This is a genomic window from Mycolicibacterium sp. P4_G11 (assembly GCF_056555145.1).
Map to the genome: position 1 here is coordinate 35075 of NZ_JBFUJW010000006.1, position 25952 is coordinate 61026.

27 protein-coding genes are annotated in these 25952 nt (G+C 67.3%); 11 read left to right on the top strand and 16 right to left on the bottom strand.

The features are described 5' to 3' along the window. Positions 1-109 precede the first annotated feature (109 nt). Genes AC1U2B_RS14435 through AC1U2B_RS14445 form a run of 3 tightly spaced genes read left to right on the top strand, consistent with a single transcriptional unit; the run spans position 110 to position 3977 of the window. A complete protein-coding gene (locus AC1U2B_RS14435) occupies positions 110-376 on the top strand; it encodes a hypothetical protein (protein WP_043396811.1) in 267 nt (88 codons plus the stop codon). Positions 377-435: 59 nt separating this feature from the next. Next, entirely contained in the window at positions 436-2070 is a 1635-nt protein-coding gene (locus tag AC1U2B_RS14440; RefSeq protein WP_480217338.1) for a S53 family peptidase, read from the top strand. Between the two features lie 23 nt (positions 2071-2093). Continuing rightward, entirely contained in the window at positions 2094-3977 is a 1884-nt protein-coding gene (locus AC1U2B_RS14445; RefSeq protein WP_480217736.1) for a zinc ribbon domain-containing protein, read from the top strand. Between the two features lie 3 nt (positions 3978-3980). Here the strand turns inward: AC1U2B_RS14445 and AC1U2B_RS14450 are convergent, their stop codons facing one another. The 3 genes from AC1U2B_RS14450 to AC1U2B_RS14460 form a co-directional block, all read right to left on the bottom strand. Next, complete coding sequence (locus AC1U2B_RS14450; protein ID WP_480217339.1) at positions 3981-4292, bottom strand: DUF732 domain-containing protein; 312 nt, start codon at positions 4290-4292, stop codon at positions 3981-3983. 113 nt (positions 4293-4405) lie between these two features. Further along, positions 4406-5965, bottom strand: coding sequence for a glutamine-hydrolyzing GMP synthase (gene guaA, locus AC1U2B_RS14455; protein ID WP_480217340.1), 1560 nt, complete (start codon positions 5963-5965; stop codon positions 4406-4408). A 9-nt stretch (positions 5966-5974) separates the two neighbouring features. After that, complete coding sequence (locus AC1U2B_RS14460; RefSeq protein ID WP_480217341.1) at positions 5975-6532, bottom strand: TetR/AcrR family transcriptional regulator; 558 nt, start codon at positions 6530-6532, stop codon at positions 5975-5977. A gap of 66 nt (positions 6533-6598) precedes the next feature. Here AC1U2B_RS14460 and AC1U2B_RS14465 point away from each other — a divergent pair, with 66 nt between their 5' ends. Beyond that, a complete protein-coding gene (locus AC1U2B_RS14465; RefSeq protein ID WP_480217342.1) occupies positions 6599-7468 on the top strand; it encodes a TauD/TfdA dioxygenase family protein in 870 nt (289 codons plus the stop codon). A 61-nt stretch (positions 7469-7529) separates the two neighbouring features. On the opposite strand, the gene AC1U2B_RS14470 is transcribed toward AC1U2B_RS14465, so the two are convergent. The 3 genes from AC1U2B_RS14470 to guaB form a co-directional block, all read right to left on the bottom strand. Next, positions 7530-9254 (bottom strand): GMC oxidoreductase, encoded by a 1725-nt coding sequence (locus AC1U2B_RS14470; protein ID WP_480217343.1) that lies wholly within the window; start codon positions 9252-9254, stop codon positions 7530-7532. A 67-nt stretch (positions 9255-9321) separates the two neighbouring features. Continuing rightward, positions 9322-10449 (bottom strand): GuaB3 family IMP dehydrogenase-related protein, encoded by a 1128-nt coding sequence (locus AC1U2B_RS14475; RefSeq protein ID WP_197063808.1) that lies wholly within the window; start codon positions 10447-10449, stop codon positions 9322-9324. Positions 10450-10481: 32 nt separating this feature from the next. After that, the gene (guaB, locus tag AC1U2B_RS14480) at positions 10482-12023 is read right to left on the bottom strand and encodes an IMP dehydrogenase (RefSeq protein ID WP_043396833.1); all 1542 of its coding nucleotides are present in this window, start codon (positions 12021-12023) and stop codon (positions 10482-10484) included. 143 nt (positions 12024-12166) lie between these two features. Between guaB and AC1U2B_RS14485 the strand changes: the two genes are divergently transcribed. Beyond that, positions 12167-12571, top strand: coding sequence for a DUF5319 domain-containing protein (locus AC1U2B_RS14485; RefSeq protein ID WP_020102483.1), 405 nt, complete (start codon positions 12167-12169; stop codon positions 12569-12571). Between the two features lie 191 nt (positions 12572-12762). Here AC1U2B_RS14485 and AC1U2B_RS14490 read toward each other — a convergent pair whose 3' ends face one another. From AC1U2B_RS14490 to AC1U2B_RS14500, 3 genes are all read right to left on the bottom strand, one after another. Further along, on the bottom strand, positions 12763-14013 hold the full coding sequence (locus AC1U2B_RS14490; RefSeq protein ID WP_480217344.1) for an anti-sigma-D factor RsdA: 1251 nt from the start codon (positions 14011-14013) through the stop codon (positions 12763-12765). Continuing rightward, on the bottom strand, positions 14006-14584 hold the full coding sequence (locus AC1U2B_RS14495) for a sigma-70 family RNA polymerase sigma factor (RefSeq protein ID WP_480217345.1): 579 nt from the start codon (positions 14582-14584) through the stop codon (positions 14006-14008). Before AC1U2B_RS14495 ends, AC1U2B_RS14490 begins: the two co-directional genes overlap by 8 nt. Positions 14585-14675: 91 nt before the next feature. Next, positions 14676-15497 (bottom strand): hypothetical protein, encoded by an 822-nt coding sequence (locus AC1U2B_RS14500; RefSeq protein WP_480217346.1) that lies wholly within the window; start codon positions 15495-15497, stop codon positions 14676-14678. A 423-nt stretch (positions 15498-15920) separates the two neighbouring features. Between AC1U2B_RS14500 and AC1U2B_RS14505 the strand changes: the two genes are divergently transcribed. Next, a complete protein-coding gene (locus AC1U2B_RS14505; RefSeq protein WP_043396841.1) occupies positions 15921-16211 on the top strand; it encodes a WhiB family transcriptional regulator in 291 nt (96 codons plus the stop codon). A gap of 84 nt (positions 16212-16295) precedes the next feature. Here AC1U2B_RS14505 and AC1U2B_RS14510 read toward each other — a convergent pair whose 3' ends face one another. Beyond that, positions 16296-17792 carry a potassium/proton antiporter gene (locus AC1U2B_RS14510; RefSeq protein WP_480217347.1) on the bottom strand — a complete coding sequence of 499 codons (1497 nt, stop codon included), beginning with the start codon at positions 17790-17792 and terminating at the stop codon, positions 16296-16298. A 95-nt stretch (positions 17793-17887) separates the two neighbouring features. Between AC1U2B_RS14510 and AC1U2B_RS14515 the strand changes: the two genes are divergently transcribed. After that, positions 17888-18547, top strand: a complete 660-nt coding sequence (locus AC1U2B_RS14515) for a potassium channel family protein (protein ID WP_480217737.1) — start codon at positions 17888-17890, stop codon at positions 18545-18547. Here the strand turns inward: AC1U2B_RS14515 and AC1U2B_RS14520 are convergent. After that, positions 18544-19215 carry a hypothetical protein gene (locus AC1U2B_RS14520; RefSeq protein ID WP_480217348.1) on the bottom strand — a complete coding sequence of 224 codons (672 nt, stop codon included), beginning with the start codon at positions 19213-19215 and terminating at the stop codon, positions 18544-18546. The two genes, AC1U2B_RS14515 and AC1U2B_RS14520, sit on opposite strands and share 4 nt — an antisense overlap. A 4-nt stretch (positions 19216-19219) precedes the next feature. After that, complete coding sequence (locus tag AC1U2B_RS14525; protein ID WP_480217349.1) at positions 19220-19693, bottom strand: nuclear transport factor 2 family protein; 474 nt, start codon at positions 19691-19693, stop codon at positions 19220-19222. Between the two features lie 91 nt (positions 19694-19784). Here AC1U2B_RS14525 and AC1U2B_RS14530 point away from each other — a divergent pair, with 91 nt between their 5' ends. Both AC1U2B_RS14530 and AC1U2B_RS14535 read left to right on the top strand, forming a co-directional pair. Further along, the gene (locus AC1U2B_RS14530; RefSeq protein ID WP_480217350.1) at positions 19785-20402 is read left to right on the top strand and encodes a TetR/AcrR family transcriptional regulator; all 618 of its coding nucleotides are present in this window, start codon (positions 19785-19787) and stop codon (positions 20400-20402) included. Positions 20403-20412: 10 nt separating this feature from the next. Continuing rightward, positions 20413-20859, top strand: coding sequence for an OsmC family protein (locus AC1U2B_RS14535; RefSeq protein ID WP_480217351.1), 447 nt, complete (start codon positions 20413-20415; stop codon positions 20857-20859). Here AC1U2B_RS14535 and AC1U2B_RS14540 read toward each other — a convergent pair. Together AC1U2B_RS14540 and AC1U2B_RS14545 are read right to left on the bottom strand one after the other, a co-directional pair. Beyond that, on the bottom strand, positions 20856-21959 hold the full coding sequence (locus tag AC1U2B_RS14540; protein WP_480217352.1) for a ferritin-like domain-containing protein: 1104 nt from the start codon (positions 21957-21959) through the stop codon (positions 20856-20858). The two genes, AC1U2B_RS14535 and AC1U2B_RS14540, sit on opposite strands and share 4 nt — an antisense overlap. A 79-nt stretch (positions 21960-22038) precedes the next feature. Beyond that, positions 22039-22812, bottom strand: a complete 774-nt coding sequence (locus AC1U2B_RS14545) for an enoyl-CoA hydratase (protein WP_480217353.1) — start codon at positions 22810-22812, stop codon at positions 22039-22041. Positions 22813-22892: 80 nt separating this feature from the next. On the opposite strand from AC1U2B_RS14545, the gene AC1U2B_RS14550 reads away from it, so the two are divergent. Further along, positions 22893-23726, top strand: a complete 834-nt coding sequence (locus tag AC1U2B_RS14550) for a mycofactocin-coupled SDR family oxidoreductase (RefSeq protein ID WP_480217354.1) — start codon at positions 22893-22895, stop codon at positions 23724-23726. Here AC1U2B_RS14550 and AC1U2B_RS14555 read toward each other — a convergent pair. After that, complete coding sequence (locus tag AC1U2B_RS14555; protein ID WP_480217355.1) at positions 23667-25004, bottom strand: adenylate/guanylate cyclase domain-containing protein; 1338 nt, start codon at positions 25002-25004, stop codon at positions 23667-23669. The two genes, AC1U2B_RS14550 and AC1U2B_RS14555, sit on opposite strands and share 60 nt — an antisense overlap. A 160-nt stretch (positions 25005-25164) precedes the next feature. Further along, a complete protein-coding gene (locus tag AC1U2B_RS14560) occupies positions 25165-25539 on the bottom strand; it encodes a group I truncated hemoglobin (RefSeq protein WP_480217356.1) in 375 nt (124 codons plus the stop codon). A 215-nt stretch (positions 25540-25754) separates the two neighbouring features. Here AC1U2B_RS14560 and AC1U2B_RS14565 point away from each other — a divergent pair, with 215 nt between their 5' ends. Beyond that, positions 25755-25925: a hypothetical protein gene (locus AC1U2B_RS14565; protein WP_480217357.1), complete on the top strand. Its 171-nt coding sequence runs from the start codon at positions 25755-25757 to the stop codon at positions 25923-25925. Positions 25926-25952 lie beyond the last annotated feature (27 nt).

Sequence of the window (25952 nt, forward strand, 5' to 3'; positions counted from 1 at the left end):
ACCCACAACGCCGTCACCGCAGCGCTCTGACCTGTACGCTCGTAATTGGAATAGGTCTGGAATCCCACTCGGGCTTGGCTGACCGTTGCGCTAGTGGAAGGCATGCATCGTGCGTTCGAATCGTCTGGTCCACCGCATCACAGTCGCCGCAGGCGGCACCGCGCTCATCGCGATGATCGGCCTCACCGCAGGCTGCGGCGAAGAGAAGAAAGCCCCCGAGACACCCTCGTCGACGACCACCACGACCACGACGACGACGTCGGCGGCGGTCACCCCGACCGAGAAGTCGCTCAGCCCGAACGGTGGCAACCTGTTCACTCCGTCGGTCACGGCCAACCCGGCGCCCACCGCCACACCGGGCACCCACCGCAACTGACAACAGACCCGGGTTGCCTACCGGCCCAGCAGAATCCGGGTTCGCGCTACCGTTGCTACATGTCACCGCCGATTCGGACACCGTCCAAGCGATGGCTGTTGGCCCTGGCGCTTGCCGCCACCTTGGTGCTGGTCTTCAACCTGCCCATCCCGGGCCGGCCGACCGCGGCGCCTGACCAGCCGTCGGGCACCATCGACGGCCCCTTCGCGTCGCTGCTTGCGTCCTCCACCGATCTCGGACGCGCGCATGCGCAGCAGCGCGTCCAGCTCACCGCCACTCTCGACGACGGCTACCGGCCGGATGCCCTGATCAATTGGGCTGAGTTGCAACGACTTTCGGTGCGCTGGCGGCCGGGCGACACCTGGGCCGTCGTCGAAGGCGACCCCGACCGCATGGGCACCGCCTTCGGCGTCCAGGTGCACGACTACCGCAGCCGGCGTGGGCAGGAGTTCTACGCCGCGCCGCAACAGCCCCAAGTCCCCACCGAATTGCACGGCACGGTCACCGAATTGGGCCGGATCCTCAGCTACACGCCGCATCACGAATCCACCCCGCCACCCCGGCCACTCGGTGTGCCGGAACGCGGCCTGACCCCCAGCCACCTGCTCAGCGCCTATCACGCCGACAAGCTGGCCGCCGCCGGCTACACCGGCAAGGGCACCACGGTGGTGGTCTTCGCTTTCAACGGCTACGACCAAGCCGACCTGGATCAGTTCGCCACCACCTTCGGCCTGCCCAAATTCACCCCGGTCCTCGTCGGCGGGAAACCCGGCGACGAGCACGGCGAGACCACCATGGATCTCGAGGTGATCCACGCCATCGCGCCCGACGCCCGGCTGGTCGTCGTCAACGCCCGTCCCACGGTCACCGGCGACGGCGCCTACCTGAAGATCGGCGAGATGTTCGAACAGGCCGACCGCGATTTCCCCGGCGCGGTCTGGAGCCTGTCGATCGGCTGGGGTTGCGACAAGCTGACAACCGCGGCCGACCTCGCGCCCGTCCGTTCCGCGTTGGCCGCCGCAGCATCACACGGCACCACGGCCTTTGACGCCAGCGGTGACCTGGCCGGGCTGGAATGCAAGGGCGGCGACGACTGGGATTCCCCGCCCGGCCCGAACGACGTCGGTCTGGATTCGGTGGCGTCCCTGCCTGAGATGACCAACGTCGGCGGCAGCACCCTGTCCACCGACGCCGAGGGCCAATGGCTGGACGAACAGGCCTGGTTCAACGTCCCGCTCTCCCAGGGCACCGGCGGCGGGGTTTCCGCGCTGTTCGACCGGCCACGCTGGCAGTCGAATGCGGCGGACCACATCGACCCGAAACGCGGTATGGGGAAGCGCATGACGCCGGACATCTCGGCCGTCGCCGATCCCTACACCGGCGTGAGAATCGTTGTGGACAAAGAGGTTGTCGTCGGCGGCGGCACCTCACAGGCGGCGCCGATCTGGGCCGGGCTGACCGCCGTCATGAACCAGCACCTCACCGCGAACGGCGGGCGATTGGTCGGCGCCCTCAACCCACAGCTGTACCGCATCGCCACCGGCGCCCCGCACCCCGCGTTCCGCGATATCACCCTGGGCGGCAACGCCGTTGACACCGCGGGCCCCGGCTACGACCTCGTCAGTGGCCTCGGCACCCCGAATCTGGAGAACCTGGTGGCCGACCTGGCGCTGTTGCAGAAGGTGACGCAGTGAGCACCCAACTCGAAGACCGGCCGATGATGGAGTGCGGGGTCTGCCAGCTGGACGTCCCGGCCGGTGAGTACTGCGGGCTGTGCGGCGCACCGTTGAGCGAACACCGCCGCGACGGACCGAACTGGTTGCGGGCACGGTCGTTCAGCGCCGCCCCCGGCCAGCATCTGCTTCGCCTGTCGATCACCAGCTCGCTGTTCCCGCACCTGTCCCCGCGGTCGCGCACGTCGTTCATGCTCGGACTCATCGCCCTGGTGCTCGCACTGGTGGCCACCGCGATGCTCCGCCTGCCCGGGGCACTGGTTGCGGTCGCCGTCCTCGGGCTGCCCGTGATCTTCGGAATCTACTTGCGGGAATCCGAATTCAATCGGGACGCACCCCGCGGCAACCTGTGGCTGGCCGCGGGCATGGCCATCACCCTGGGCGTCGGGTGGGCACTGCTCACCGGCGCCGTGGCCGCCCGGTCCTACGGCATCCCGCTCGGTGCCGGTATCGCGGCGGCCCGCATGTTGCGGACCGGTGTCGGCGTCACGCTCGGTGGCCTGTTGCTCATGCAGGCACCGGCGCTGACCCTCCGCCTAGTCCGGCCGGGCCATCGAGAAGCCTTGCACGGCTATGCCATTGGCGCCCACTCCGCCATCTATTTCACCGCGGCGGCAACCCTGACGCGGCTGGCGCCGCAGTTCGGCACAGGCATGGTCAACCGCGACCGGCCGTTGCAAGGCTTGCTGGTCGAGGCCGGAATCCGTGGTCTGGCCACCCCCATCATCGCGGCCACCGTCGGCGGCCTGATCGGCGCCGCACTGTGGTTCACCCGGCCACCGAACAAGGCACACCAACATCGCGGCTACGTCCGGCTGACACTGACCCTGATCGCGGTGATCGTCGGCGTGGTCTACGCACTGCTCGGCCTGATCGACATGGTCCAGTTGCCCCAGTTGGTACAGCTGGCAATGTATTTCGCACTCACCCTCATCGCGCTACTGGCGTTGCGGGTCGGATTGCACCTGGCACTGCTGCACGAGGCCCACGACGAATACAACATGGACGAGCCGCTGCTGTGCGCCCAGTGCGGCCACGTGGTGCCCGACGCCCCGTTCTGCGCAGCCTGCGGTGCTGCCACCCGGGCATCGTCACGGGCCGCACGTCACGGCCAGCGCGCCGACCGCCCGGTACCCACCGACAGCCTGACGGTGGGGCTCCTCCCTGGCTACTCGCTGCATGCCACGTCCTACTCGGCGACGCCGACCCGGACGACGAAACGCGTTCAGGTGACGCTGATCTTCGCCCTCGCCGCGGTGGTCGTGGCCGCACTCCTCGTCGGGGTGTCCGGCCTGCTGGAGAAACCGGCGGTGCGGTACGTGTGTCCACCCGAATGCGGTCATCCGCCCATGGGCCAGCCCGTGACCGTCAACCCCCGGTTCACCGCGCCCGACGGCTCGTTCAGCGTCGCCTACCCGGCCGCCGGCGCGGCCTACGAGGTGACCAAGGACGACAACGGCGTCCTGGCGAAGCTGCTGGCCGGCGACGGCGGGATGCTGCAGTTGTTCAGCCGGCCCGCGACCGGACGGCAGCCGAAAGACATTGCCGCCGAACTGATCACGTCGAGCTATCCGGACGCCAAGACCGCGTACGAGGTCCCCAACGCCATGGTCGGATACCAGGCGGGCTACGGCCTGGTCGCCGACTGGTATCCGCAGGGCGCCAGCCGCAAATTCTCCCGCATGCGGCTGCTGGTGCTGGTCGCCGTCAAGAACGACCTGGCACTGATCGCCGCCGCTACAGGGCCGTACCACCCGTTCGGGCCGGACTTCGGGTCCGGAAAACCGTCCGCCGTCGGCCTGCAACTGGCCCTCGACATGGGCCAGTACGTCAACAGCTTCGCATGGCGGGGCGACCCACCGCGCTGAGAATCAGCCGCGCGCCGAGGTGCAGAGGATGCCATGCGCCCGGCGCACCAGCGCAGCGGCGGGGGCGGGATCGGCACCGGTCTCACCGACGATCCCGTCGGTGGCACCCTGGGTCCCCGAGCCTGTCATCAGCATCTGGCACGCCCGGAGGCCGGCCTGAAGCACGGCATCGTCATCGCCGGGGAAGCCGGCGGCGCGGGCCTGATTGATGAAACGCTGCTGTTCCGGCGTTATCGGGATGGGCCACGCGGAGGCCGTCCCGGCACTGATCCCGAATGCAGCCCCAGCCACGAGCACCGCGTTCGCTACCCGCACGACAAATCCACGTGATGACATGAGCTTCCCCCGCTCCCCTGCGGCGCGGGCGTCCCAGATCGAGACGCCTCGAACGGCCGACGGCACACAGCCTACGCCGGGCTAGCGCGAACTCACTCCCATTCGATGGTGCCCGGCGGCTTGCTGGTGATGTCCAGCACCACGCGGTTGACCTCAGGCACCTCGTTGGTGATCCGGGTCGAAATGCGTTCCAGCACTTCGTAAGGCACGCGGGTCCAGTCGGCGGTCATGGCGTCCTCGCTGGACACCGGACGCAGCACGATCGGGTGCCCGTAGGTCCGTCCGTCGCCCTGCACGCCGACCGAGCGCACATCGGCAAGCAGCACCACGGGGCACTGCCAGATGCTCTGGTCCTGGCCCGCCGCGGTGAGTTCCTCACGAGCGATCGAGTCCGCCCGGCGCAGCGTGTCCAGGCGGGGGCCCGTCACCTCGCCGACGATCCGGATACCGAGACCGGGGCCCGGGAACGGCTGGCGCCCAACGATTTCCTCGGGCAGGCCCAGCTCGCGGCCGACGGCCCGCACCTCGTCCTTGAACAGCAGCCGCAGCGGCTCGACGAGTTTGAACTTCAGGTCCTCGGGCAGGCCGCCCACGTTGTGGTGGCTCTTGATGTTGGCGGTACCGGTACCGCCGCCGGATTCGACGACGTCCGGGTACAGCGTGCCCTGGACGAGGTACTCGATCTCGGACTCGCTGCTGCCGAGGGTGTCACGCACCGCGCCCTCGAAAGCCCGGATGAACTCACGGCCGATGATCTTGCGCTTGCCTTCGGGGTTGGTCACGCCGGAGAGGGCGTCAAGGAAGCGGTCGGCCTCGTCGACCGTGACGAGCTTGGCACCGGTGGCGGCGACGAAGTCACGTTCCACCTGCTCACGCTCGCCCGCGCGCAGCAGGCCGTGGTCGACGAATACACAGGTCAGCCGGTCACCGATGGCGCGTTGCACCAGTGCAGCAGCCACCGCCGAGTCGACGCCGCCGGACAGGCCGCAGATGGCCTGGCCGTCGCCGATCTGCTCGCGCACCTGCTCGACCAGCTGGTCGGCGATGTTGGCCGCGGTCCAGGTCGCGCCGATACCGGCGAAGTCGTGCAGGAAGCGGCTGAGCACCTGCTGGCCGTGCGGGGAGTGCATCACTTCGGGGTGGTACTGGACGCCGGCCAGCTTGCGGGCCCGGTCCTCGAACGCGGCGACCGGGGCGCCGGCGCTGCTGGCCACCACCTCGAACCCGGCGGGCGCCGCGGTAACCGCGTCGCCATGGCTCATCCACACCGGCTGCGAGTCCGGCAGCCCTGAATGCAGTTCTCCGCCAGCTACTTTCAGCTCAGTCCGGCCGTATTCACTGGTGCCGGTGTGCGCCACGGTACCGCCGAGCGCCTGGGCCATGGCCTGGAATCCGTAGCAGATGCCGAACACCGGGACGCCGAGATCGAAGATCGCGGCGTCCAGTTGCGGAGCGCCCTCGTCGTAGACGCTGGACGGACCACCGGACAGCACGATGGCCTGCGGGTTCTTGGCCTTGATGTCCTCGACCGTCGCGGTATGCGGCAGGACCTCGGAGAAAACCCGCGCCTCGCGCACCCGGCGGGCGATCAGCTGCGCGTACTGCGCACCGAAGTCGATGACCAGAACGGGCTGTGAAGCTGGTGTTTGCACCCGCTCAGTCTAGTGGTGGGCAGCCGGAGGCACTGCCAGCCGCTCGACGGCCACGCCCACGGCAGTGCGGACCTCGTCGTCGGTCATCTCGCCCAGCCCCAGCGCCGATCGCAGGAACGGCCCGAGCAGGCGCCAACCCAGTTGCAGCGCAATGATGTTGGCCACCGCGATCCGAGCCTGGTTCTCGTCGGCGTACCGGAGCATGAATTCGTCGAGCAGCCGCGTCATGTTGGGAAATGTGGTCTGCAACTCCCCCACCGGGTAGCCGTCGAGCGCTGCCCGGGCGATCACCCGTAGCTGCTGATCCACCGCCGCGTCGACCACGTCGGCGGGCGCACCGGCCTCGATCAGCTCCTTGAGCCGCTGCCCAAGATGGTCCAGCACCGCCCCGACCAGTTTCTCCTTGGAGCCGAGGTGCCGGAACACCAGCCCATGGTTGACGTTGGATTTCGTGGCGATATCCCGGATCGACGTGGCCGCGGGTCCGCGCGCGGCGAACAGCTCGGCAGCGGCTTCGAGGATGGCCGCGACGACCTCGTCCCGGCCCACTGGCACGCCTGTAGTCATGTGGCTACACTAGCGTCCAGGCACTGTAGTCAACTGACTACAGTCGCTTCGGTCGAAAGGATTGCCATGTTCACTGCCACCAAACTGACCAGCAAGATCGGCGCCGTCATCGACGGTGTGCGCCTGGGCGGTGACCTGTCCTCCGAGACCGTCTCCGACATCCGTGCCGCGCTGCTGGAGCACAAGGTCATCTTCTTCCGTGGCCAGGACCACCTCGACGACGCACAGCAGCAGGCTTTCGGGGAACTGATGGGCGATCTGGTCGGCCACCACTCGATGAAGCGCGCCGACGCCCCGAAGGTCGCTCCGATCGACTCGGAGTACGGCAAGGCCAACCGCTGGCACACCGACGTCACGTTCATGCCCGACTACCCTTCGGCGTCGGTCCTGCGGGCGGTCACCCTGCCGACCTACGGCGGTTCCACCCTGTGGGCCTCCACCGCCGCGGCCTACGACGGACTGCCGGCTCCACTCAAGGCGCTGGTCGAGAACCTGCGGGCCGTGCACTCCAACCGGTTCGACTACCTCAAGGACGTCACCGTGGATACGGCCCAGCTGTCCGAGGAGCAAAAGGGCTACCAGGCCGAGTTCCAGAAACCCGACTTCCGCACCGAGCACCCGGTGGTGCGCGTGCACCCGGAGACCGGGGAACGAACCCTGGTGGCCGGCCAGTTCGTGCGCGGCTTCGTCGGCCTGGACAGCTACGAGTCAGCGGCCCTGCTGGAGCTGCTGCAGCGCCGAATCACCATGATGGAGAACACCGTTCGCTGGGACTGGCAGCCCGGCGATGTCGCGATGTGGGACAACCGGGCCACCCAGCACCGCGCCGTCGACGACTACGACGGCCAGCACCGGCTGATGCATCGCGTCACGCTGACCGGCGATGTCCCGGTCGACGTCCACGGGGCACCGAGCCGGGTCATCAGCGCCGCGTAACCAGGCGCGATTCGTGCACGTCTGGTCTCGCCGAGCGTGACCAGACGTGCACAAGTCCCTACTAGATCGGGGTGATCGGCAACCGGCGCAGTGCGCCGGGGGCGTCGACCGGGACGACGGGGCGGTCCGGTGCGACCGGTTCGATCCGCTGGTAGGGCTCGCCCTGGGCCGGCCGCGCGTCGTCCTGGCCCTTGTTCGGCCACAGCGACGCCGCGCGCTCGGCCTGCGCCGCGATCGAAAGCGACGGATTCACACCGAGATTCGCCGAGATCGCGGCACCGTCGGTGACGAACAGCGTCGGGTAGTTGTAGACGCGGTGGTACGGGTCGATGACCCCGGTCGCCTGGCTGTCACCGATCGCCGCGCCGCCCAGGAAGTGGGCGGTCAGCGGGATGTTGAACAGCTCGCCCCAGGTGCCGCCGGCGATACCGCCGACCTTCTCGGCCATCCGCCGGGTCGCCTCGTTACCGACCGGGATCCAGGTCGGATTGGGCTCGCCGTGGCCCTGCTTGGACGACATGATCCGGAAGCCACCGGGCCCACGCTTGGTGAAGGTGGTGATCGAGTTGTCCAGGTGCTGCATCACCAGCGCGATCACGGTGCGCTCACTCCAGTGCTGCGGGTTGAGCAGGCGGATCAGCTCACGCGGGTCCTCGCCGGCCTGGTTCAGGAACTGCTTCCACCGCGGCACGTCGGTGCCCTGCGGACCGGCGCCGTCCGTCATGAGCGTCTGCAGCATGCCCATCGCGTTGGAGCCCTTGCCGTACCGCACGGGTTCGATGTGGGTATCCGGCGTCGGGTGAATCGACGAGGTGATGGCCACGCCGTGCGTGAGGTCCATGTCCGTGGGCACCTCGCGGGTCTGGGCACCCACGATGGACTCGGAGTTGGTCCGGGTCAGCACGCCGAGCTTGTCCGACAGCTTGGTCAGCTTGCCGGTGTCGCGCACCTTGAACAGCAGCTTCTGCGTGTTGTAGGTACCGGCCGCGACGATCAGGTACTTGGCGGTGAAGGTCCGCTTGCCGCGCCGCACCCGGCCGTTGGTCCGCCGGGTCGCCACCTCCCACAGCCCGTCGCCGCGCTGCTGGAAGCTGGACACGGTGGTCAGCGGATGCACTTGTGCCCCCGCCTTTTCCGCGAGACCCAGGTAATTCTTCACCAGGGTGTTCTTGGCGCCGTGCCGGCAGCCGGTCATGCACTCGCCGCACTCGATGCAGCCGGTGCGGGCCGGGCCGGCCCCGCCGAAGTAGGGGTCCGGAACCGTCTTGCCCGGCGTCTTCTCACCGTCGGCCCCGAAGAACACGCCGACTGGCGTCGCGACGAACGTGTCGGCGCAACCCATGTCCTCGGCGACCTCTTTGATGATCTTGTCCGCGTCGGTGAACGTCGGATTCTGGACCACGCCGAGCATGCGCTGCGCCTGCTCGTAGTGCGGCATCAGCTCGGCGCGCCAGTCGGTGATGTCCTTCCACTGCGGGTCGTTGAAGAACGGGTCCGGCGGGATGTACAGCGTGTTGGCGTAGTTCAACGAACCGCCGCCGACGCCCGCGCCGGCCAGGATCATCACGTTGCGCAGCAGGTGGATCCGCTGGATGCCGTACATGCCCAACTTGGGCGCCCACAGGAACTTTCGCAGGTCCCACGAGGTCTTGGCGAAGTCGGCGTCCGAATACCGGGGGCCGGCTTCCAAAACCCCAACGCGGTAACCCTTCTCGGTGAGCCGGAGGGCGCTGACGCTGCCTCCGAACCCCGAGCCGATGATCAAGACGTCGTAGTCAGGCTCCATGGCAAAAGTATGGACCTACCGCTCGGTAACCAGCTACCAAGGTATGCCTAACTCGCTACCGCCGGTACTAGCTACCGACGGTGAGGCCGACCTTCTGGAATTCCTTGAGGTCGCAGTACCCGGCCTTGGCCATCGACCGGCGCAGACCGCCGACCAGGTTGATCGAACCGAACGGGTCGTCGGACGGGCCGTTGAGCACCTGATCGAGCGACGGACGCTCGCCCAGCGCGACCTGCATCAGGGCACCGCGCGGCAGCGACGGGTGCGCCGCAGCGGCCGGCCAGAACCAGCCGTCACCAGGCGCCTCGGCGGCAGCGGCCAGCGGGGTGCCCAGCACAACCGCGTCGGCGCCGCAGGCGATGGCCTTGGCCAGGTCGCCAGAGGTGTGAATATCGCCGTCGGCCAGCACGTGCACGTAGCGGCCGCCGGTCTCGTCGAGGTATTCGCGGCGCGCGGCGGCAGCGTCGGCGATGGCGGTGGCCATCGGCACGCTGATACCCAGGACCTCGTCGCTGGTCGTCGCCCCGTAGGTCGAGCCGTAGCCGACGATGACGCCGGCCGCGCCGGTCCGCATCAGGTGCAGCGCGGTGCGATGATCGAGCACGCCACCGGCGACCACCGGCACGTCGAGCTCGGAGATGAAGGTCTTCAGGTTGAGCGGCTCGCCATCCTGGGCGACCCGCTCGGCCGAGATGATGGTGCCCTGGATGACCAGCAGGTCGATCCCGGCGGCGACCAGCGTCGGCGTCAGGGCCTGGGCGTTCTGCGGGCTGACCCGCACCGCCGTGGTGACACCGGCTTCACGGACCCGCGCGACAGCGGCGCCGAGCAGCTCCGGGTCCAGCGGGGCCGCGTGGAGCTGCTGCAGCAGCCGGACGGACGCCGACGGGTCGTCATCCTTGGCGGCGAGCTCGACGACCTGGGCGAGCTTGTCCTCGACGTCCCGGTGCCGGCCGATCAGGCCTTCGCCGTTGAGCACGCCGAGGCCACCGAGACGACCCATCTCGATCGCGAACTCGGGCGACACCAGCGAGTCGGTCGGATGGGCCAGGAGCGGAAACTCGAACCGGTAGGCGTCCAGCTGCCATGCGGTGGACACATCCTGGCTGGAGCGGGTCCGCCGGGACGGGACGATGTTGATGTCATCGAGTTCGTAGGTACGACGAGCGGTCCGGCCCATGCCGATTTCAACCATGTCACGCATGTGTGTAATGACTTCCTTGTCAGTTAGCGCGAGGAGTAGTTCGGGGCTTCGACGGTCATCGTGATGTCGTGCGGGTGGCTTTCCTTCAAGCCCGCCGCGGTGATCTGCACGAACTGCGCCTGCTGCAGATGCTCGATGGTGGCCGAGCCGGTGTAGCCCATGGCCGCCCGCAGACCGCCGGTGAGCTGGTGGATGACCGTCGACAGCGGTCCCCGGAACGGCACCCGGCCCTCGATGCCCTCGGGCACCAGCTTGTCCTCGGAGAGCACGTCGTCCTGGAAGTAACGGTCCTTGGAGTAGGACTTGCCCTGACCGCGGCCCTGCATGGCGCCCAGCGACCCCATCCCGCGGTAGCTCTTGAACTGCTTGCCGTTGACGAAGATCAGGTCACCCGGCGATTCGGCGGTACCGGCCAGCAGGGAGCCGAGCATCGCGGTCGAGGCGCCGGCGGCCAGCGCCTTGGCGATGTCGCCCGAGTACTGCAGGCCGCCGTCGGCGATCACCGGCACGCCGTAGGGACGGCACGCGGCGGTCGCCTCCAGGATCGCGGTGATCTGCGGCGCGCCGACACCGGCGACCACGCGGGTGGTGCAGATCGAGCCGGGCCCGACACCCACCTTGACGGCGTCGGCGCCGGCCTCGCACAGCGCGGCGGCGGCGGACCGGGTGGCGACGTTTCCGCCCACGACCTCGATTTTGTCGCCGACGGCCTTCTTGAGGCGGGCCACCATGTCCAGCACGCCGCGGTTGTGGGCGTGCGCGGTGTCGACGATCAGCACGTCGACCCCGGCATCGGCCAGCGTCATGGCGCGCGTCCAGGCGTCGTCACCGACGCCGACGGCGGCACCGACCAGCAGACGTCCGTCGCTGTCCTTGGTGGCCAGCGGGAACTGCTCGGTCTTGACGAAGTCCTTGACGGTGATCAGCCCGGTGAGCTTGCCGTGCCCGTCGACGATCGGCAGCTTCTCGATCTTGTGCCGGCGCAGCAGGCCCAGCGCAGCCTCGGCCGAAACGCCCTCCTGGGCGGTGATCAGCGGAGCCTTGGTCATCACTTCGGCGACGGCCTTGTCCTGGTCGACCTCGAAGCGCATGTCGCGGTTGGTGATGATGCCGACGAGCTGCCCGGCGGTATCCACGACGGGCAGGCCCGAGATTCGGAACCGGGCGCACATGGCATCGACCTCGGCGAGGGTGTTGCTCGGCGAGCAGGTGACCGGATCGGTGACCATGCCGGCCTCGGACCGCTTGACGGTCTCGACCTGCGCGGCCTGCTCACTGAGCGGCAGGTTGCGGTGCAGCACGCCCATGCCGCCGGCACGGGCCATCGCGATGGCCATCCGCGACTCGGTGACGGTGTCCATGGCCGAGCTGACCAGCGGCACCCGCAGCCGGATATTGCGCGTCAACTGGCTGGACGTATCGGCGGTGGCCGGGATGATGTCCGACGCCGCGGGCAGCAGCAGGACGTCATCGAAGGTCAGCCCGAGCATCGCGACCTTGGTCGGATCGTCACCGCCGGTCGGCACCGGAACAGAAATGGGAACGCTGCTTTCAGCGATCGACATGGGTGGGGCCTCCAGGGCAGACACAGTCGTGGATCTAAAAACCCATCCTATCGGCCCTTACTATGTGCGCCGAACCCCACTCGGTGACGGCTCGCCGGGGTAACGGCTGGCGCATCGCCAGGGGTGATAAGTAGGGTGGACGTGTGCGTGACCACCTGCCGCCGGGCTTGCCACCCGACCCGTTCGCCGACGATCCCATGGACCCGTCGGCTGTTCTGGACGCGCTGGAGCCGGGGCAACCCCTGGACCCGCAGGAACGCATGGCCGTCGAGGCCGATCTGGCCGATCTGGCGGTCTACGAAACCCTGTTGGCACACAAGGGCATTCGCGGCCTCGTCGTCTGTTGCGACGAATGCCAGCAGGACCACTACCACGACTGGGACATGCTGCGGGCGAACCTGCTGCAGCTGCTGGTCGACGGCACGGTCCGCCCGCACGAGCCCGCCTACGATCCCGAGCCCGATGCCTACGTGACGTGGGACTACTGCCGCGGCTACGCCGACGCGTCGCTGAACGAGGCGACCTCGGAGCACGACGGCTACCGCTGATTTTTTCTCTTGACGTGCTGGACATCACGCCTGGCGCGTTGATCTTGCGCTGAGGGCGAAAAAGCCGAGTACGCAGCGCCGTAGTTACAGAGTCAACGACCAAGCTGCGTTCACGCTGCGCTCAGGGCGCAAAAAGTCGAGTAACCAGCGCCGTCACTACAGAGTCAACCGCTGGACCGGCGCGGCGTGAATCAGTGCTGCCCGTGTCCCGAACCCGAACCCGACGGCACTTGCGTGGTGGTCACAACCGACCTCTCGCGCGTCGGCTCCTGCTGGGCTTCCTTGGTGGTCGGAGCGACAGTCGCCTGCACCGGCGGGTTTGTTGGTGCCGGTGTGGTCACCGAGGGCACCGTGACAGTCGGGGCGACGGTCGTGACCGTCTGGGCAGGTGCCGGGGTCTGGGTCGGTGACGGCGCAACCGTGGCCGACGCCGTGGGCGGGTTGGTGACGACGGGCTCGGTCGAGGGCACGGTCGCGGGCTGGGTGGCGGTGGCCGTCGCAGTGGGCGGCACCGTCGACGGCGCAGACGTGGCCGTCGATGCCGAGGACGACGGCGTCGACGTGGCGGTCGGGCTGCTCGATGCCGTCGACGACGGGGAACTCGACGTTTCGGTCGGGGACGTCGCGCTCGTCGACGAGGACGTGGCCGTCGTCTCCGACGGCGACGTCGATGCGCTGCTCGACGTCGAGGACGTGTCGGTCGACGTGGCTGTCGTGGACGACGAGGTCGTCGTCGACGTGCTGGACGTCGCGCTCGACGACGACGTCGGCTCGACCACCGGGACCGGCAACAGGGTCAGCGGCGAGGACGGCAGGACCGGCTGCGGCTCCCCCGGCGGCGGCAGCGTGGCCGCGGGGTTCTGCTCAACCACCTTGTAGGTCAAGGCATTCCACTGCTGGATCAGCTGTTGCTTGTGCTCTGGGGCGTCGACGCTCTGCACGGTCGGGCTCAACGCCTGCAGCTTGTCCTGCGCCTGCTGCCACTGGCCGTTGTCGATCAGCTGCTGCACTTGCTGCATCTCGGTCTGTGCAGCCAGCATCACCTGCTCGTCACTGACCCGTGGGGCGCCGAACATGGCGGTGTGCAGGCCGTACAGCGAGGAATTCGGTCCGGCTGTGTAGATCGCGGTGCCGAAGCCACCGAGGCACAACAGCGCGGCCGCGACCGAGCCGACGATGGTCAGCGATGTCCGAGATTCCTTGCGGTGCAACCCCTTCTGGAGGGCCGCCACAGCGTCACGGGCGGTGACGGGCGTCGTCACCGCGGGTTCGCGGATGCCGTCGCGCCAGTCGGCGAGCAGGAAGGCCAGCTCGGCTTCGGTGGAGTCCGTCGAGTACGCATGCTCGTCGGCGGCGAGCGCGTCGAAGAACCGGTCGACGCGTCGAATCTCGTTGAGCGAGGGGTCACCGCCGCCCGGTGACCATTGTCCGGAGTCAGGCATGGCCACGCTCCGTCGAACCGATCTCGGACTTCAGCCGTGCCAGCGCCCGGTGCTGAGCAACGCGTACCGCGCCGGCGGTGCTGCCGACGGCCTCGGCGGTCTCCTCGGCGCTCATGCCGACGACGACGCGCAGGATCAGGATTTCGCGCTGCTTCTCGGGCAGCACCGCCAGCAACCGGTTCATCCGGGCCGCCGCGTCGGCATCGATGGCCAACTGTTCGGGGCCCAGTTCGGTCGAGGGGCGGTCCGGTAGATCGTCGGTGGCTTCAGAGCGGTTGCAGCCGGCGGCGCGATGCGCGTCAGCAACCTTGTGAGCGGCAATGCCGTACACGAAAGCCAGGAACGGCCGTCCCTGGTCCTTGTACCGCGGCAGCGCCGTGATCACAGCTAAACACACCTCCTGAGCCACATCGTCTGCGGAAACACCCTGTCGTTCACCGACCCCGAAGCGCGCACGGCAGTACCGAACGACGATCGGGCGGATGGTTTCCAACACCTTGCGGAGCGCGTCGCGATTGCCGGCAACTGCGTCAGCAACGACAGCATCGAGACCATCTCCCGAAAATGTCATCGTGTGCGCGTTCTCCAGCGTTACGGACGAGGCGGTGCCGTGGTTGGTATGTCAGGACAACAGTAATGACTGGTGCGGGCGGCCAGACTCATCACGCCCATCGCCCGCCGCGGTCGCGTACCGTCGCGGCGGCGTCGTCGCGGATCTGCGCCATCGCTTCCGGGCTGTGCTCGGCGCTGCCGATATCACTCAACAGGCAGCCTAATGCCCAGGTCAGCGGTACCAAGCCGAATTGTTGGGTATGCCCCAGTGCGGCGTCGGCGACCCGGCGGGACTCGTCGAACCGGCCCGCGCTGCACAACGCCGCCGAGTACACCACGTCGGTCTTCACGGCGTGGCGCGGCGAGCCAAGGTCACCGACGAGCTCCCGCGCGCGTTCGGCGTGCGCGACGGACTCCTCACCACGGCCGCTGACCATAGCTAATTCGGCACTGACCCAGGCCAGCCGGACACGTTGACGCGGTACCCCGCTGTTCGCGGTGTCGATCACGGCCCGCTCGAGCAGCCGCTGCGCCACCCCGAACCGGCCGATCCCAAGGGCGTCGGCGGCCAGACCGACGAGCGCGTCGGCCCGCGCCTCGGCGGCGTCGGGCTGATGCGCGACCAACGCCCACGCCCTGCCGTCGGCGACCCGGGCCAGGCGGTGCCAACCGACCTGTCGGAGAAACGAGGCACGGGTGCTCTGCGCCAGCGACAGCAACGAACCGTTGCCGCGACGCGCGACGGAGTCCAGGTCAGCAAACGCGACGGCGTAGTGGCCCTGACCGCCGGCGGCGACGGCGCGCAGCCACAGCTCATCGACCGAGTGCGCCGTCGGCAGCGGCCAACATGGCAGATCGTTGCCAAAAGCGGCGGCCCGGAGTCGGGCGGCTGGCTGGTCGGCAGAGGGCGTCGCGGTATCGGTTGCGGTCATCGAGTCAGCACGGTATCAATGGCGCGCCGCCGCACGGCCGCGTTCCCTGACGCTGCGAGTTGGGCAGGTTTCGTTAATAATTAATGCTCGCCGTGTTAACAACATGTCAACGACATCCAATTCCGCCACAAATTGTTCGATGTGGCGAACTGACGCGAACTGCAAAAACAGGGGCCTTCAGGCAGTGACAGACAATATCGCCACCATGCGTTTCGTTTCCAAAGCATCGCGTAGATGAACGTGATGTAAATTCTTGACCTGCACTTATGGGGTTTCGCACAGAGCGTGGCTATTGACGGAATTTGCCGAGTCCTTCTACGTTGTGTGCACGAGTTGTCATCGGCGACAAGTCCTCGGGCCATTTGCAGATCGACGCGCATCCAAAGATTTCAAATTGGAAGCGCGGGGAGGAGTTCTTTCCCAATGCCACAGCCGCAGCAGCTTCCCGGACCCAACGCCGATATGTGGGATTGGCAGATGCACGGCACTTGCCGGGGCGTCGATTCCGCGGTGTTTTTTCACCCCGATGGCGAGCGCGGCCGCGCTCGCGCTCAGCGCGAAATGCGCGCCAAAGAGATGTGCCGGGCCTGCCCGGTGATCACGCAATGCCGGTCGCACGCATTGGCCGTCGGCGAACCGTATGGCATCTGGGGCGGGCTCAGCGAAGGCGAGCGCGAACTGTTGCTGAAACGGGGCATCCGCCGCGCGTCCTGATCACGTCCGCCGAAACGGCGTTCCAGCAGTGAGCTTCTCGAGCTTTCGCTGCTGGAACGCCGTTTCGCGTAGGCAGCACGCCCGTCAGTCGGGCTCTCCGTATTCGTCGAACCAATAGGCCAGTTTCCCGCGGCGGCTCACTGCGCGAAGTCTGCGTTCGGTGGCCTCGCGGGTGGTGCTGGTGCTGACGATCAGCAGTTCATCACCGGCTTCCAGGCGGGTGTCGGGCTGCGGCACAAAGGTATTGCCCTTGCGGATGATCAACGTGATCACGCTCGGATCGGGCAGCCGCAGCTCCAGCACCGTCACGTTGTGCAAGCGCGACTGCGGCAGCACCGTGAGCGTCAGCAGCTCCGCGTCGAGCACGTCCAGGGGCGCCGCTTCCACCTGAATCTCGCGGGTGACGTCGCGGCGGATCAGTCCGAGCCGGTGTGCGACCGGCTTCAGGCTCGGGCCCTGCACCAGGGTGAACACCACCACCAGCACGAACACGACGTTCAGCAGCCGCTGACTGTCGGGCACCCCGGTGACGATCGGATAGGTGGCCAGCACGATCGGCACTGCGCCGCGCAATCCGGCCCACGACAAAAACACCTGCTCGCGCCAGGGCACCCGGAAGCCGATCAGCGACAACACCACCGACAACGGCCGCGCCAACAGCAGCAGAACCAGGCCGATGACGACGGCCGGCAGCAGGTCGTCGCCGAGCTGGCTGGGCGTGACCAGCAGCCCAAGCAGAACGAACAGCCCGATCTGCGCCAGCCAACCGAGTCCCTCGGCGAACGACCGGGTGGCCGCGCGGTGCGGCAGTCCGGAGTTCGCCAGCACCAGGCCGGTCAGGTAGGCGGCGAGGAACCCGCTGGCGTGCGTGACCCCACAGGCCGCGAAGGCCACCGTGCCCAGGCCGAACGTCGCGAGGGGGTACAGACCCGACGCCGGGAGCGCGATGCGGCGCAGCGTGACGGCGCCGAGGTAGCCGCACAGCACGCCGATCGCCGCGCCGACCGCCAGCTCGTACACGAGGTTGAGCAGTCCGTGTCCCGGATTGAAGGCCAGCGGGACGACGCTGAACATCAGGACCAGGATCACGGCGGGCGCGTCGTTCAGGCCGGACTCGGCCTCCAGCAGACCTGCCAGCCGCCGGGGCAACGGCAGCACCCGCAGCACGGAGAACACCGCCGCGGCGTCGGTGGACGAGACGATGGCGCCCAGCAGCAGCGCCAGTTGCCAGTCCATCCCCAACAGCAGATGCGCACCCGCCGCGGTGATGGCCGTGCTGACGGCCACGCCGACGGTGGCCATCACCGCGGCCGGCGCCAGACTCTTGCGGACGTCGCTGAACTTGGTGGTGAGACCACCTTCGATGAGGATGATCGCGAGCGCCGCCGTCCCCAGGTCCCGGACCAGGGCGACGTCGTCGAACCGCAGGCCGATGCCGTCTTCGCCGACCAGCACCCCGAGGCCGAGGAACAGCAGCAGACTGGGCAGGCCGACGCGGGTGGCGAGTCGCGTGGCCACGATGCTGGCCAGTAGCACCAGCGCGCCGATGAGCAGCACCTTGTTCAGCTGCTCCAGCGTCATCCACGTCCTCATTCCGATCGGCGGCCGAAGCAAATGTATCTGGGAACCTGCTGCGGGCTGCGGTAGGCGACAATGACTGCGTGAGCACCCGGGGCATGCGAGTCGCGATCGCCGGCGCCGGCGCGGTGGGCCGGTCGGTGGCGCAGGAACTCGTCGCCAACGGTCACAAGGTCCTGCTGATCGAGCGAGACATCCAGAAGTACGAGCCGCCGACGGTCCCCGAGGCCGACTGGCTGTGGGCCGACGCCTGCGAAGTGGCCTCGCTCGAGGAATGCGGCATCCAGACGTGCGACGTGGTGATCGCCGCGACGGGCGACGACAAAGCGAACCTCGCGATGGCGCTGTTGGCGAAAACCGAGTTCGGGGTGCCGCGGGTGGTCGCGCGCGTGAACAACGTGGCCAACGAGTGGTTGTTCACCGACGACTGGGGTGTCGACGTCGCGGTGTCGACGCCGCACGCGATGGCCGCCGGGGTCGAGGGCGCCATCGATGTCGGTCACCTGGTGCGGCTGATGGGGCTACGTCAGGGGCACGCGAACCTGACGAAATTCACGCTGCCACCGGACAGCCCGTTGATCGGACGCACCATCAGGGACCTGACCCTGCCGCCGAACACACTGTTGGTGACGGTGCAGCGCGGCAGCAGGATCATCGTGCCCAAGTCCGGGGACAGCTTCGAGGACGGCGACGAATTGCTTTTCGTCGCAGACGAATCCGTCGACGGCGACATCCGCGACCTCATCCACGGCAGTTAGAGCGCGTAGCAGTACCTGCTGGTCGGCACCGAGTCGAGATTGGTGTGGGCGCCGAAGCGCATCACGCTCTCGACCATGAGAGTCATGCGGCGCTGCAGTTCCGCATCGTCGCCCCCGCTGCCGTAGAACGCGTGCACGTCGGTCATGGCCGCCATGTGGAACAGCTCCTCGACGACGGCGTCGACCCGCTCGGTGCCGTGCACCGTGCGCAGGACCCGGTTCTGCACGTAGCCGAACGTGTCCTGGGTGTCGATGGCAACGCTGGTGTGTTGCCCCTGCCAGATTTGGAGCCAGTCGGCCGGATCGAGATCCGCCGGGATCCGTAGGAAGCCGATCTGCGCCAATGCCGTTGTCCGAACACCGTTCTCCACATCGGGCGGGACCAGCCGCACCGTCTCCTCGACTTCCCAGCCGGCACTGCGCGCAGAGATCGCGGCCAGCAGGTCGGAGATGGGGTCCGGGTCGACGCCGTCGTCGGTCCACACACTGACCACCGCCGGAACCGGGTTGTCGAAGGTGGTGATGCGCAACATCGCCGCCTCGACGTCGGCGTCGTCGACGTTGATCTGCAACCGGCCCACCCCGGCGGCCCGCAGCAGTACATGTAGTTGGGTCGACTGCAGGGCGGTGTCCAAACCGGCGCCCCACAAGGCGTAGATCAGCTTCACGACGTCAGCCGTGCTTCGCAGCCATGGGCGCGGACTGCATGACGCCACCGGCCTTCAGCCACTCACCCACGACGCGCGGCGCGTCGCGCACGGGGTTGTAGACGTCCTCCTCCGAGGAGAACAGGTTGTCCCCGGCGTAGACGAGGCGGGTGATGTTGGGGAAACCGAACACCTTGCCCGGCTCGGTGGGATGGGCCAGGGCGTTGATGATCTCGGTGACGATCGCGCCGTTCTCCTCGTCGATCGCGACCCAGGTGTGCGGGAATCGCATGTGCGGGAACGGCTTCATCACGCCGATGATCCATTCGCGGACCGCCTCGCGGCCGTGCATCTCGCCATAGGCGTGCTCGATGTAGTGCACGTCCTCGGTGAACAAATCGGCGAACGGGCCCCAGTCCCCTGTGTTCGAACAGACCTCGACGACCTTGGTGTAGTGATCGAGCGCGGCCATCAGCTCGTCCCGGGTGAAGCGTGGCATGTGCAAACCTCCAAGAAGACTAGAATCAATTTCAGTTTTGGGACTCTACCCAACATCTAGAATTCGTTCCAGACCCAAAAAGGAGCTGCCCGTGGCAAGAATCGCCGAACCGCGCCCGGCCGCCGAGCCCAGCTCGGCCGTGCAGCAGCAGCGTCGTGCCGCGATCCTGCAGGCCACCGCAGCCCTGGCCGCACAGAAGCCGGCCGACCAGGTCCAGATGAACGAGGTCGCGCGCGCGGCCGGGGTCGCACTGGGCACCCTGTACCGCTACTTCCCCTCCAAGACCCACCTGTTCGTCGGCCTCATGGCCGACCGGGTGGACCGGATGCAGGACGGCATCCGTCGCCGGAAGGTGCCGGCCGGAACCGCCGCCGATCGCGTCTTCGATGTCCTGTCGCGCGCCACCCGCCCGATGCTGCGTCAGCCGCACCTGACCGCCGCCATGCTCAACTCGCTGAACACCGCCGATGCGACGGCCGTGGCTGAGGTGGGGCACATCGACCGCCAGGTCCGCAGCATGTTGCTGACCATCTGCGGGGTGGATGATCCAGGGCCACAAGATATTTCGTTGATGCGGCTGGTTCAGCACACCTGGCACGGCATCCTGCAGTCCAGCCTCAACGGGCGAATCTCCGCCGACGAGACGGAGGACGAAATTCAGCTGGCCTGCCGGCTGATCCTGGCACCGCTGTCCGACGTCCCCGGTTAGCCTGGTCGGCATGACAACACCATCGCCCGAAGGCACCGTCACCGTGGCCGAGAGCGGCGCGGGGACCTACACGCAGGAGATCATCGCCGGCGGGCACCGGTTGATCGCCGACGAGCCCCGCCCGTTCGGCGACGACGCGGGACCGTCACCCTATGACCTGCTGCTGTCGGCCCTGGGTGCGTGTACCTCGATGACGGTGCGGATGTATGCCAACAAGAAGGGCTGGCCGCTGGAGCAGGTGCGAGTTTCCTTGCGGCACGCGAAGATTCACGCGAAGGACTGTGCTGACTGCGAAACCGAGCAGGGCATGATCGACCACATGGACCGCGAGATCGAACTGATCGGCGACCTCGACGATGACCAACGGGAGAAGTTGCTGTCCATCGCCGAACGCTGCCCCGTGCACCGGACGCTGACGTCGACGGTGCACGTCTCCACGACGCTGCGGCCGGCCTAACTCGCCGCCTGCGTGATGATGTGGTCGACTTCCGCAGCGCGAACGGCCATTTCGGCGTGCGCCTTGTCGAGCGCTTCGGCCTGATCCTCGTCGGCCTTCATCAGCGCCTCGATATCGAGACCCGCCATGTCGAGGACGCCCATGTCCGCGAACGCACCCTGCACCTTGGGACCCCACAACCCGATGTCCTTGACGATCGGCACGATGCGGCTGAACAGGTGCGCGCGGAACTGCTTCATCATGGGTGACGACGTGTCGACCCACTCGGCGCACGCCTTGACGTCGAGGCCGAGGGTCTCGAAAACCTCCTCGCCACGGAATCGGTCACGCATCAGATAGCAGGCGTCCACGACGAACTCTTCACGCTCGTCCCGCTCGGCTTCGGTCAGCTCGGAGTAGTAGTCCTTCAACGAGATTCGGCCGAAAGCGACGTGCCGCGCCTCGTCCTGCATGACGTAGGCGAGCACCTGCTTGGCCAGCGAGTCCGGAGCCGCCAAGTCACGCAGTGTCCCGAAGGCAGCAAGTGCCAGACCTTCGATGAGAACCTGCATGCCGAGGTAGGGCATGTCCCAGCGTGCGTCGCGCAGGGTGTCCCCCAGCAGCGCGGTCAGGCTCTTGTTGACCGGATAGACCAGTTCGACCTTCTCCTGCAGGAACCGCGAGAACGTCTCGACGTGCCGAGCCTCGTCCATGGTCTGGGTCGCCGCGTAGAACTTCGCGTCCAGGTCCGGGACCACCTCGACGATCTTGGCCGCACACACCATCGCACCCTGCTCGCCGTGGAGGAACTGCGAGAACTGCCAGGCCTGGGAGTGATGGCGCATCTCGGCGCGCCGCTTCTCGTCGGCGGCGTCCCACATCGGGCTGCCGAACAGCGGATGGAACTCATCGGGCAGGCCGATCGGGTTCATCGGATCGACGTCCTGCGACCAGTCGATCCGCGACTGGGCGTCCCACTGCTTGTCCTTGCCCTTTTGGTACAGGGACAGCAGGCGCGCGCGGCCGTCGTCATATTCCCAGGTGAAGCGCGCATCGCCGCCGCTCGGAACGTCCCAGGAGTAGGGCGTGGGCACCTGCGTGTACTTGTCCTTCGTGGTCACGAACGGCCGCCTCTCTGCCCCCGATGTGTCCAGATAGAAATATGACCTGTATCACAGTGCGCCGCGGGCGGCCGAGTCGTCAACTACCGGGTTGGCGTTTCTCGATGAAGGCCAACACGCCCTCGAGTGCGCTCGGATCCATCATGTTGCAGGCCATCGTCGTTCCGGCGTCCGCGTAGGCGGCTTCGATGCCGACCTCGATCTGGCGGTAGAACAACGACTTTCCCATCGCGACCGCGACGGCCGGCTTGGCGACAATGCTCGCGACGATGGCCTCGACCTCGTCGTCGAGTGCCTCCGGGGCCGCCACCCTGTTGACCAGCCCCAACACCTTGGCCTCCTGCGCAGAGATGAATTCTCCGGTCACGAGCATCTCGAACGCGGCCTTCTGCGGAATGTTGCGCGACAGCGCGACTCCCGGTGTCGCGCAGAACAATCCGACGTTGATGCCGCTGACCGCGAAGCGTGCGTCGTGGCTCGCCACCGCGAGATCGCACATGGCGACGAGCTGGCAACCGGCAGCGGTCGCCAGACCCTGCACCCGGGCGATCACCGGCACCGGTAACCGCTGGATCGCGAGCATCACCTCGGTGCACTGCGCGAACAGATCCTGGTAGTACTCCAGTGACGGCTCCGCGCGCATTTCCTTGAGGTCGTGCCCGGCGCAGAACGCCTTGCCGGATGCGCCGAGTACGACGGCCCGCACCGTCCCGTCGTTGGCGAGTGCCGCGAAGGCCTCCCCCAATTGCGTGAGCATCGCCTCGGACAGCGCGTTGAAGGCCTGCGGACGGTTCAGCGTCAGCGTGACGACGCCGCGGTCGTCGCGGTCATGCCGCAGCAGCGGTTCGGTCATCGTCGGACGCTAACACCGATTTTCCGACCAGGACCCGGCCGACGGCGCGATACTCGATTCACCGGCGGACGGAGACCCTCATGGCAGGTCAATTCGAAGGCAAGGTCGCATTCATCACCGGCGCCGCGCGCGGCCAGGGCCGGTCGCACGCGGTCCGTTTCGCGGAGGAAGGCGCGGACATCATCGCCGTCGATCTGTGCGACCAGATCGCGAGCGTCGGCTATCCGATGTCGACCCGCGAAGACCTCGACGAGACCGTCAACCTCGTCGAGAAGACCGGCCGCCGAATCGTCGCCGAGGAGGGGGACGTCCGCGACTTCGACCGACTGAAAGCTGTTGTGGCCCAAGGTGTCGCCGAGTTGGGCCGGCTGGATTTCGTGCTCGCCAACGCGGGCATCCTGCCGGCCTTCGGGGAGCAGCGGCACGAGATGGCCGCCTTCGATGATTCCGTCGCCGTGCTGCTCAACGGCGTCTACTACACGATCGAGGCCGCGCTGCCGTACCTGCTGAGCCAGGGCGAAGGCGGCGCCATCGTGATCACCAGCTCGACGGCCGGCCTGAACAGTCTGTGCCCGACGCTCTCGAGCCAGAGTCGCGGCATGGCGGGCTACCACGCCGGCAAGCACGGTGTCGTCGGCCTGATGCGGTACTACGCAACCTCATTGGCGGCGAACAACATTCGGGTCAACACAGTCCATCCGACCGGAGTGGCCACCCCGATGATCCTCAACGAGGGGTTCGCAGAACTGGTCGCGGAGAACCCCCAGGACGTAACCGGACTGCAGGCGCCGTTGCCGGTCGAGCTCATCGACGCATCCGATGTCAGCGAGGCGATGGTGTACCTCTGCGGGCGGTCAGGCCGGTACATCACCGGAATCACGCTGCCGGTGGACGGCGGCATCTCGGTCAAGTAGGGCGCCCTCCAGGAAGTACGTCGTCATGGGTCCTTTGCCCTTGACGTCGACCACCTGTGGGTCACTGAATTCGTAGCGGTGCGCGAGGAGCGCGTGCGTGGAGGCGGACACCTGGATCCGGTGCGGGCGGCCACTCGATTCCATGCGGCTCGCCGTGTTCACGGTGTCGCCCCACAGGTCGTAGATGAACTTGCGCTGCCCGATCACGCCCGCGACCACCGGGCCCGACGAGATGCCGATCCGCATCGAGATCGGACTCGGCCAGCTCGATGACAGGCGGGTGACGGTGCGTTGCATGTCGAGAGCCAACTCGGCCATCGATGCGGCGTGGTCCTCATCGGGGTTGGGCAGACCCGCAACGGCCATGTAGGCGTCACCGACGGTCTTGATCTTCTCGATGCCCCGCCGGTCGCACAGCTCGTCGAACGCGCGGAACATCGCGTCCAACAGCTGCACCAGCGCCTCGGGTGTCAGCGTCTCGGACACCGGGGTGAAGCCGACGATGTCGGAGAACAACACGCTGACGCTCGGCGCCGAGTCGGCGATGGTCAGCGCGCCGTCGCGCAGCCGGTCGGCGATCGGGGCCGGCAGCACGTTGTACAGAATCTCCTCGGTCCGGGCCCGCTCCTGCTCGACTTCCCGCTGCCCGAGGAAGTCGATACGCCGCAGCCGCTCCAGCGCATAGGCGATCAGAATGCTGATGGCGGCTAGTCCCGCGATCTGCGGCACCAGCATGCCGAGCTCGTCGAGGCTCCCCCGGACACTCGGCAGCGCCAGGCACACCGCGATGAACACCACGGCGTTCGCCAGCGCCGCGTGCATGCGCAGCCGCAGCAGACCGACGGCGCCCAGGAGCGTGACGGTGGCAGAGGTCATCAAGTACTGGGTCGGGAAATCCGCGACACTTGCCAGCACCGGCCCCAGCAGCACCTGGACGATCGTCAGCAACGCGACCGTGCCGACCTGCAGATGGTCCTGGACCATTCGCACCCGGCGGATCACCACGATCCCCAAGAGGAAGAAGCCGATGGTGGCCGCTCGGACGATCAATGCACCTGCGACGAACCCGTGCAGAACGAGGAGATCCACCACCGCGTACACGGCAGTGAACAGGATGCCGACCACCTGGGCGAAGGTGGCCGCCCGCAGCCCGTTCGCGTCGTCGTGCGCCCGGAACTCCCGCTCGGAGTCTTCCTCGTCGAACTCCAGCATCCACTTGCGCATATGGAGCTGGGCATGCCGCTGCTGCACCCAGCACCGCACCGTTTGCGCGTCCACACGGCGAAACTAGCCGAGACCCGGGCCTGCCGACCTGAGTTCTGCTTGAGCCCGATCACAATGTCGGCCTGAGCGCTCAGCTAACCGTATATAGCCTCAAGCGAGCTCTCAGGCCGACATTGCGTCAGCGCACGCCAACAATCAATCCCCGGTCACACAGCTATTCGACGATGTCACCGCGGTAGCGCTCGAAAAGCGCCAGGAATTCGGCTCTTTCAGCCTCGGCTACGCCGTTCTTGATCAGTGCGGCATCGGCATGCTTCATGTTGGCGTCCCATTCGGCGCCGGAGATCGCCAGTCCCTCATGGGAGGTCAACATGTCACGCCCGATGTAGTGGCACGGTCCGCCGGCGAGCTCGCACATCTGATCAACGAGCAGCTGCCGGGTCCGCAGGTGGGAGTCCGTGCTGCGGCCCGATCCGAAACGCGCAAATGCCGGGTCAGCACGTAACGCCGCGAACATGTCGTCGATGATCGCGGCGATCACGTCGTAGCCACCCAGCCGTCGGTAGAGCGAAAGCGTCGTCTCGGTCACCGCGCCCTCCTTACCAAGTAAGCATCGCGCCGACTGTGAGCCCTGTGCACGGAAATTCGCAAGATCGCGTGCATACCCCTCACAGTCGGCCCGCCAACCGACGACAGGGTTAATTCTGCCAACCGTGGATCAAATCCTGCCGACCGGAATGTGCCTGCAACACAGCAGGTTTAAACCATCAGAGCACCAACAACAACCGAAGAAGGGGTTTCGAAATGAAGAAGTTCGGCTTTGCCACCCTGATCGCATCGAGCATGACCGCCGCCGTCCTGGGCCTGGCCGTTCCCGCTCAAGCGACCACCGGAACCCCGATCGGTCCGCACTACGGCGTCGACAACCACGACAACGTCAACACCACCAACGGGTTCTACGACCAAGCGTTCTAACCAGAAACACGAAAACGCCCCCGGCCC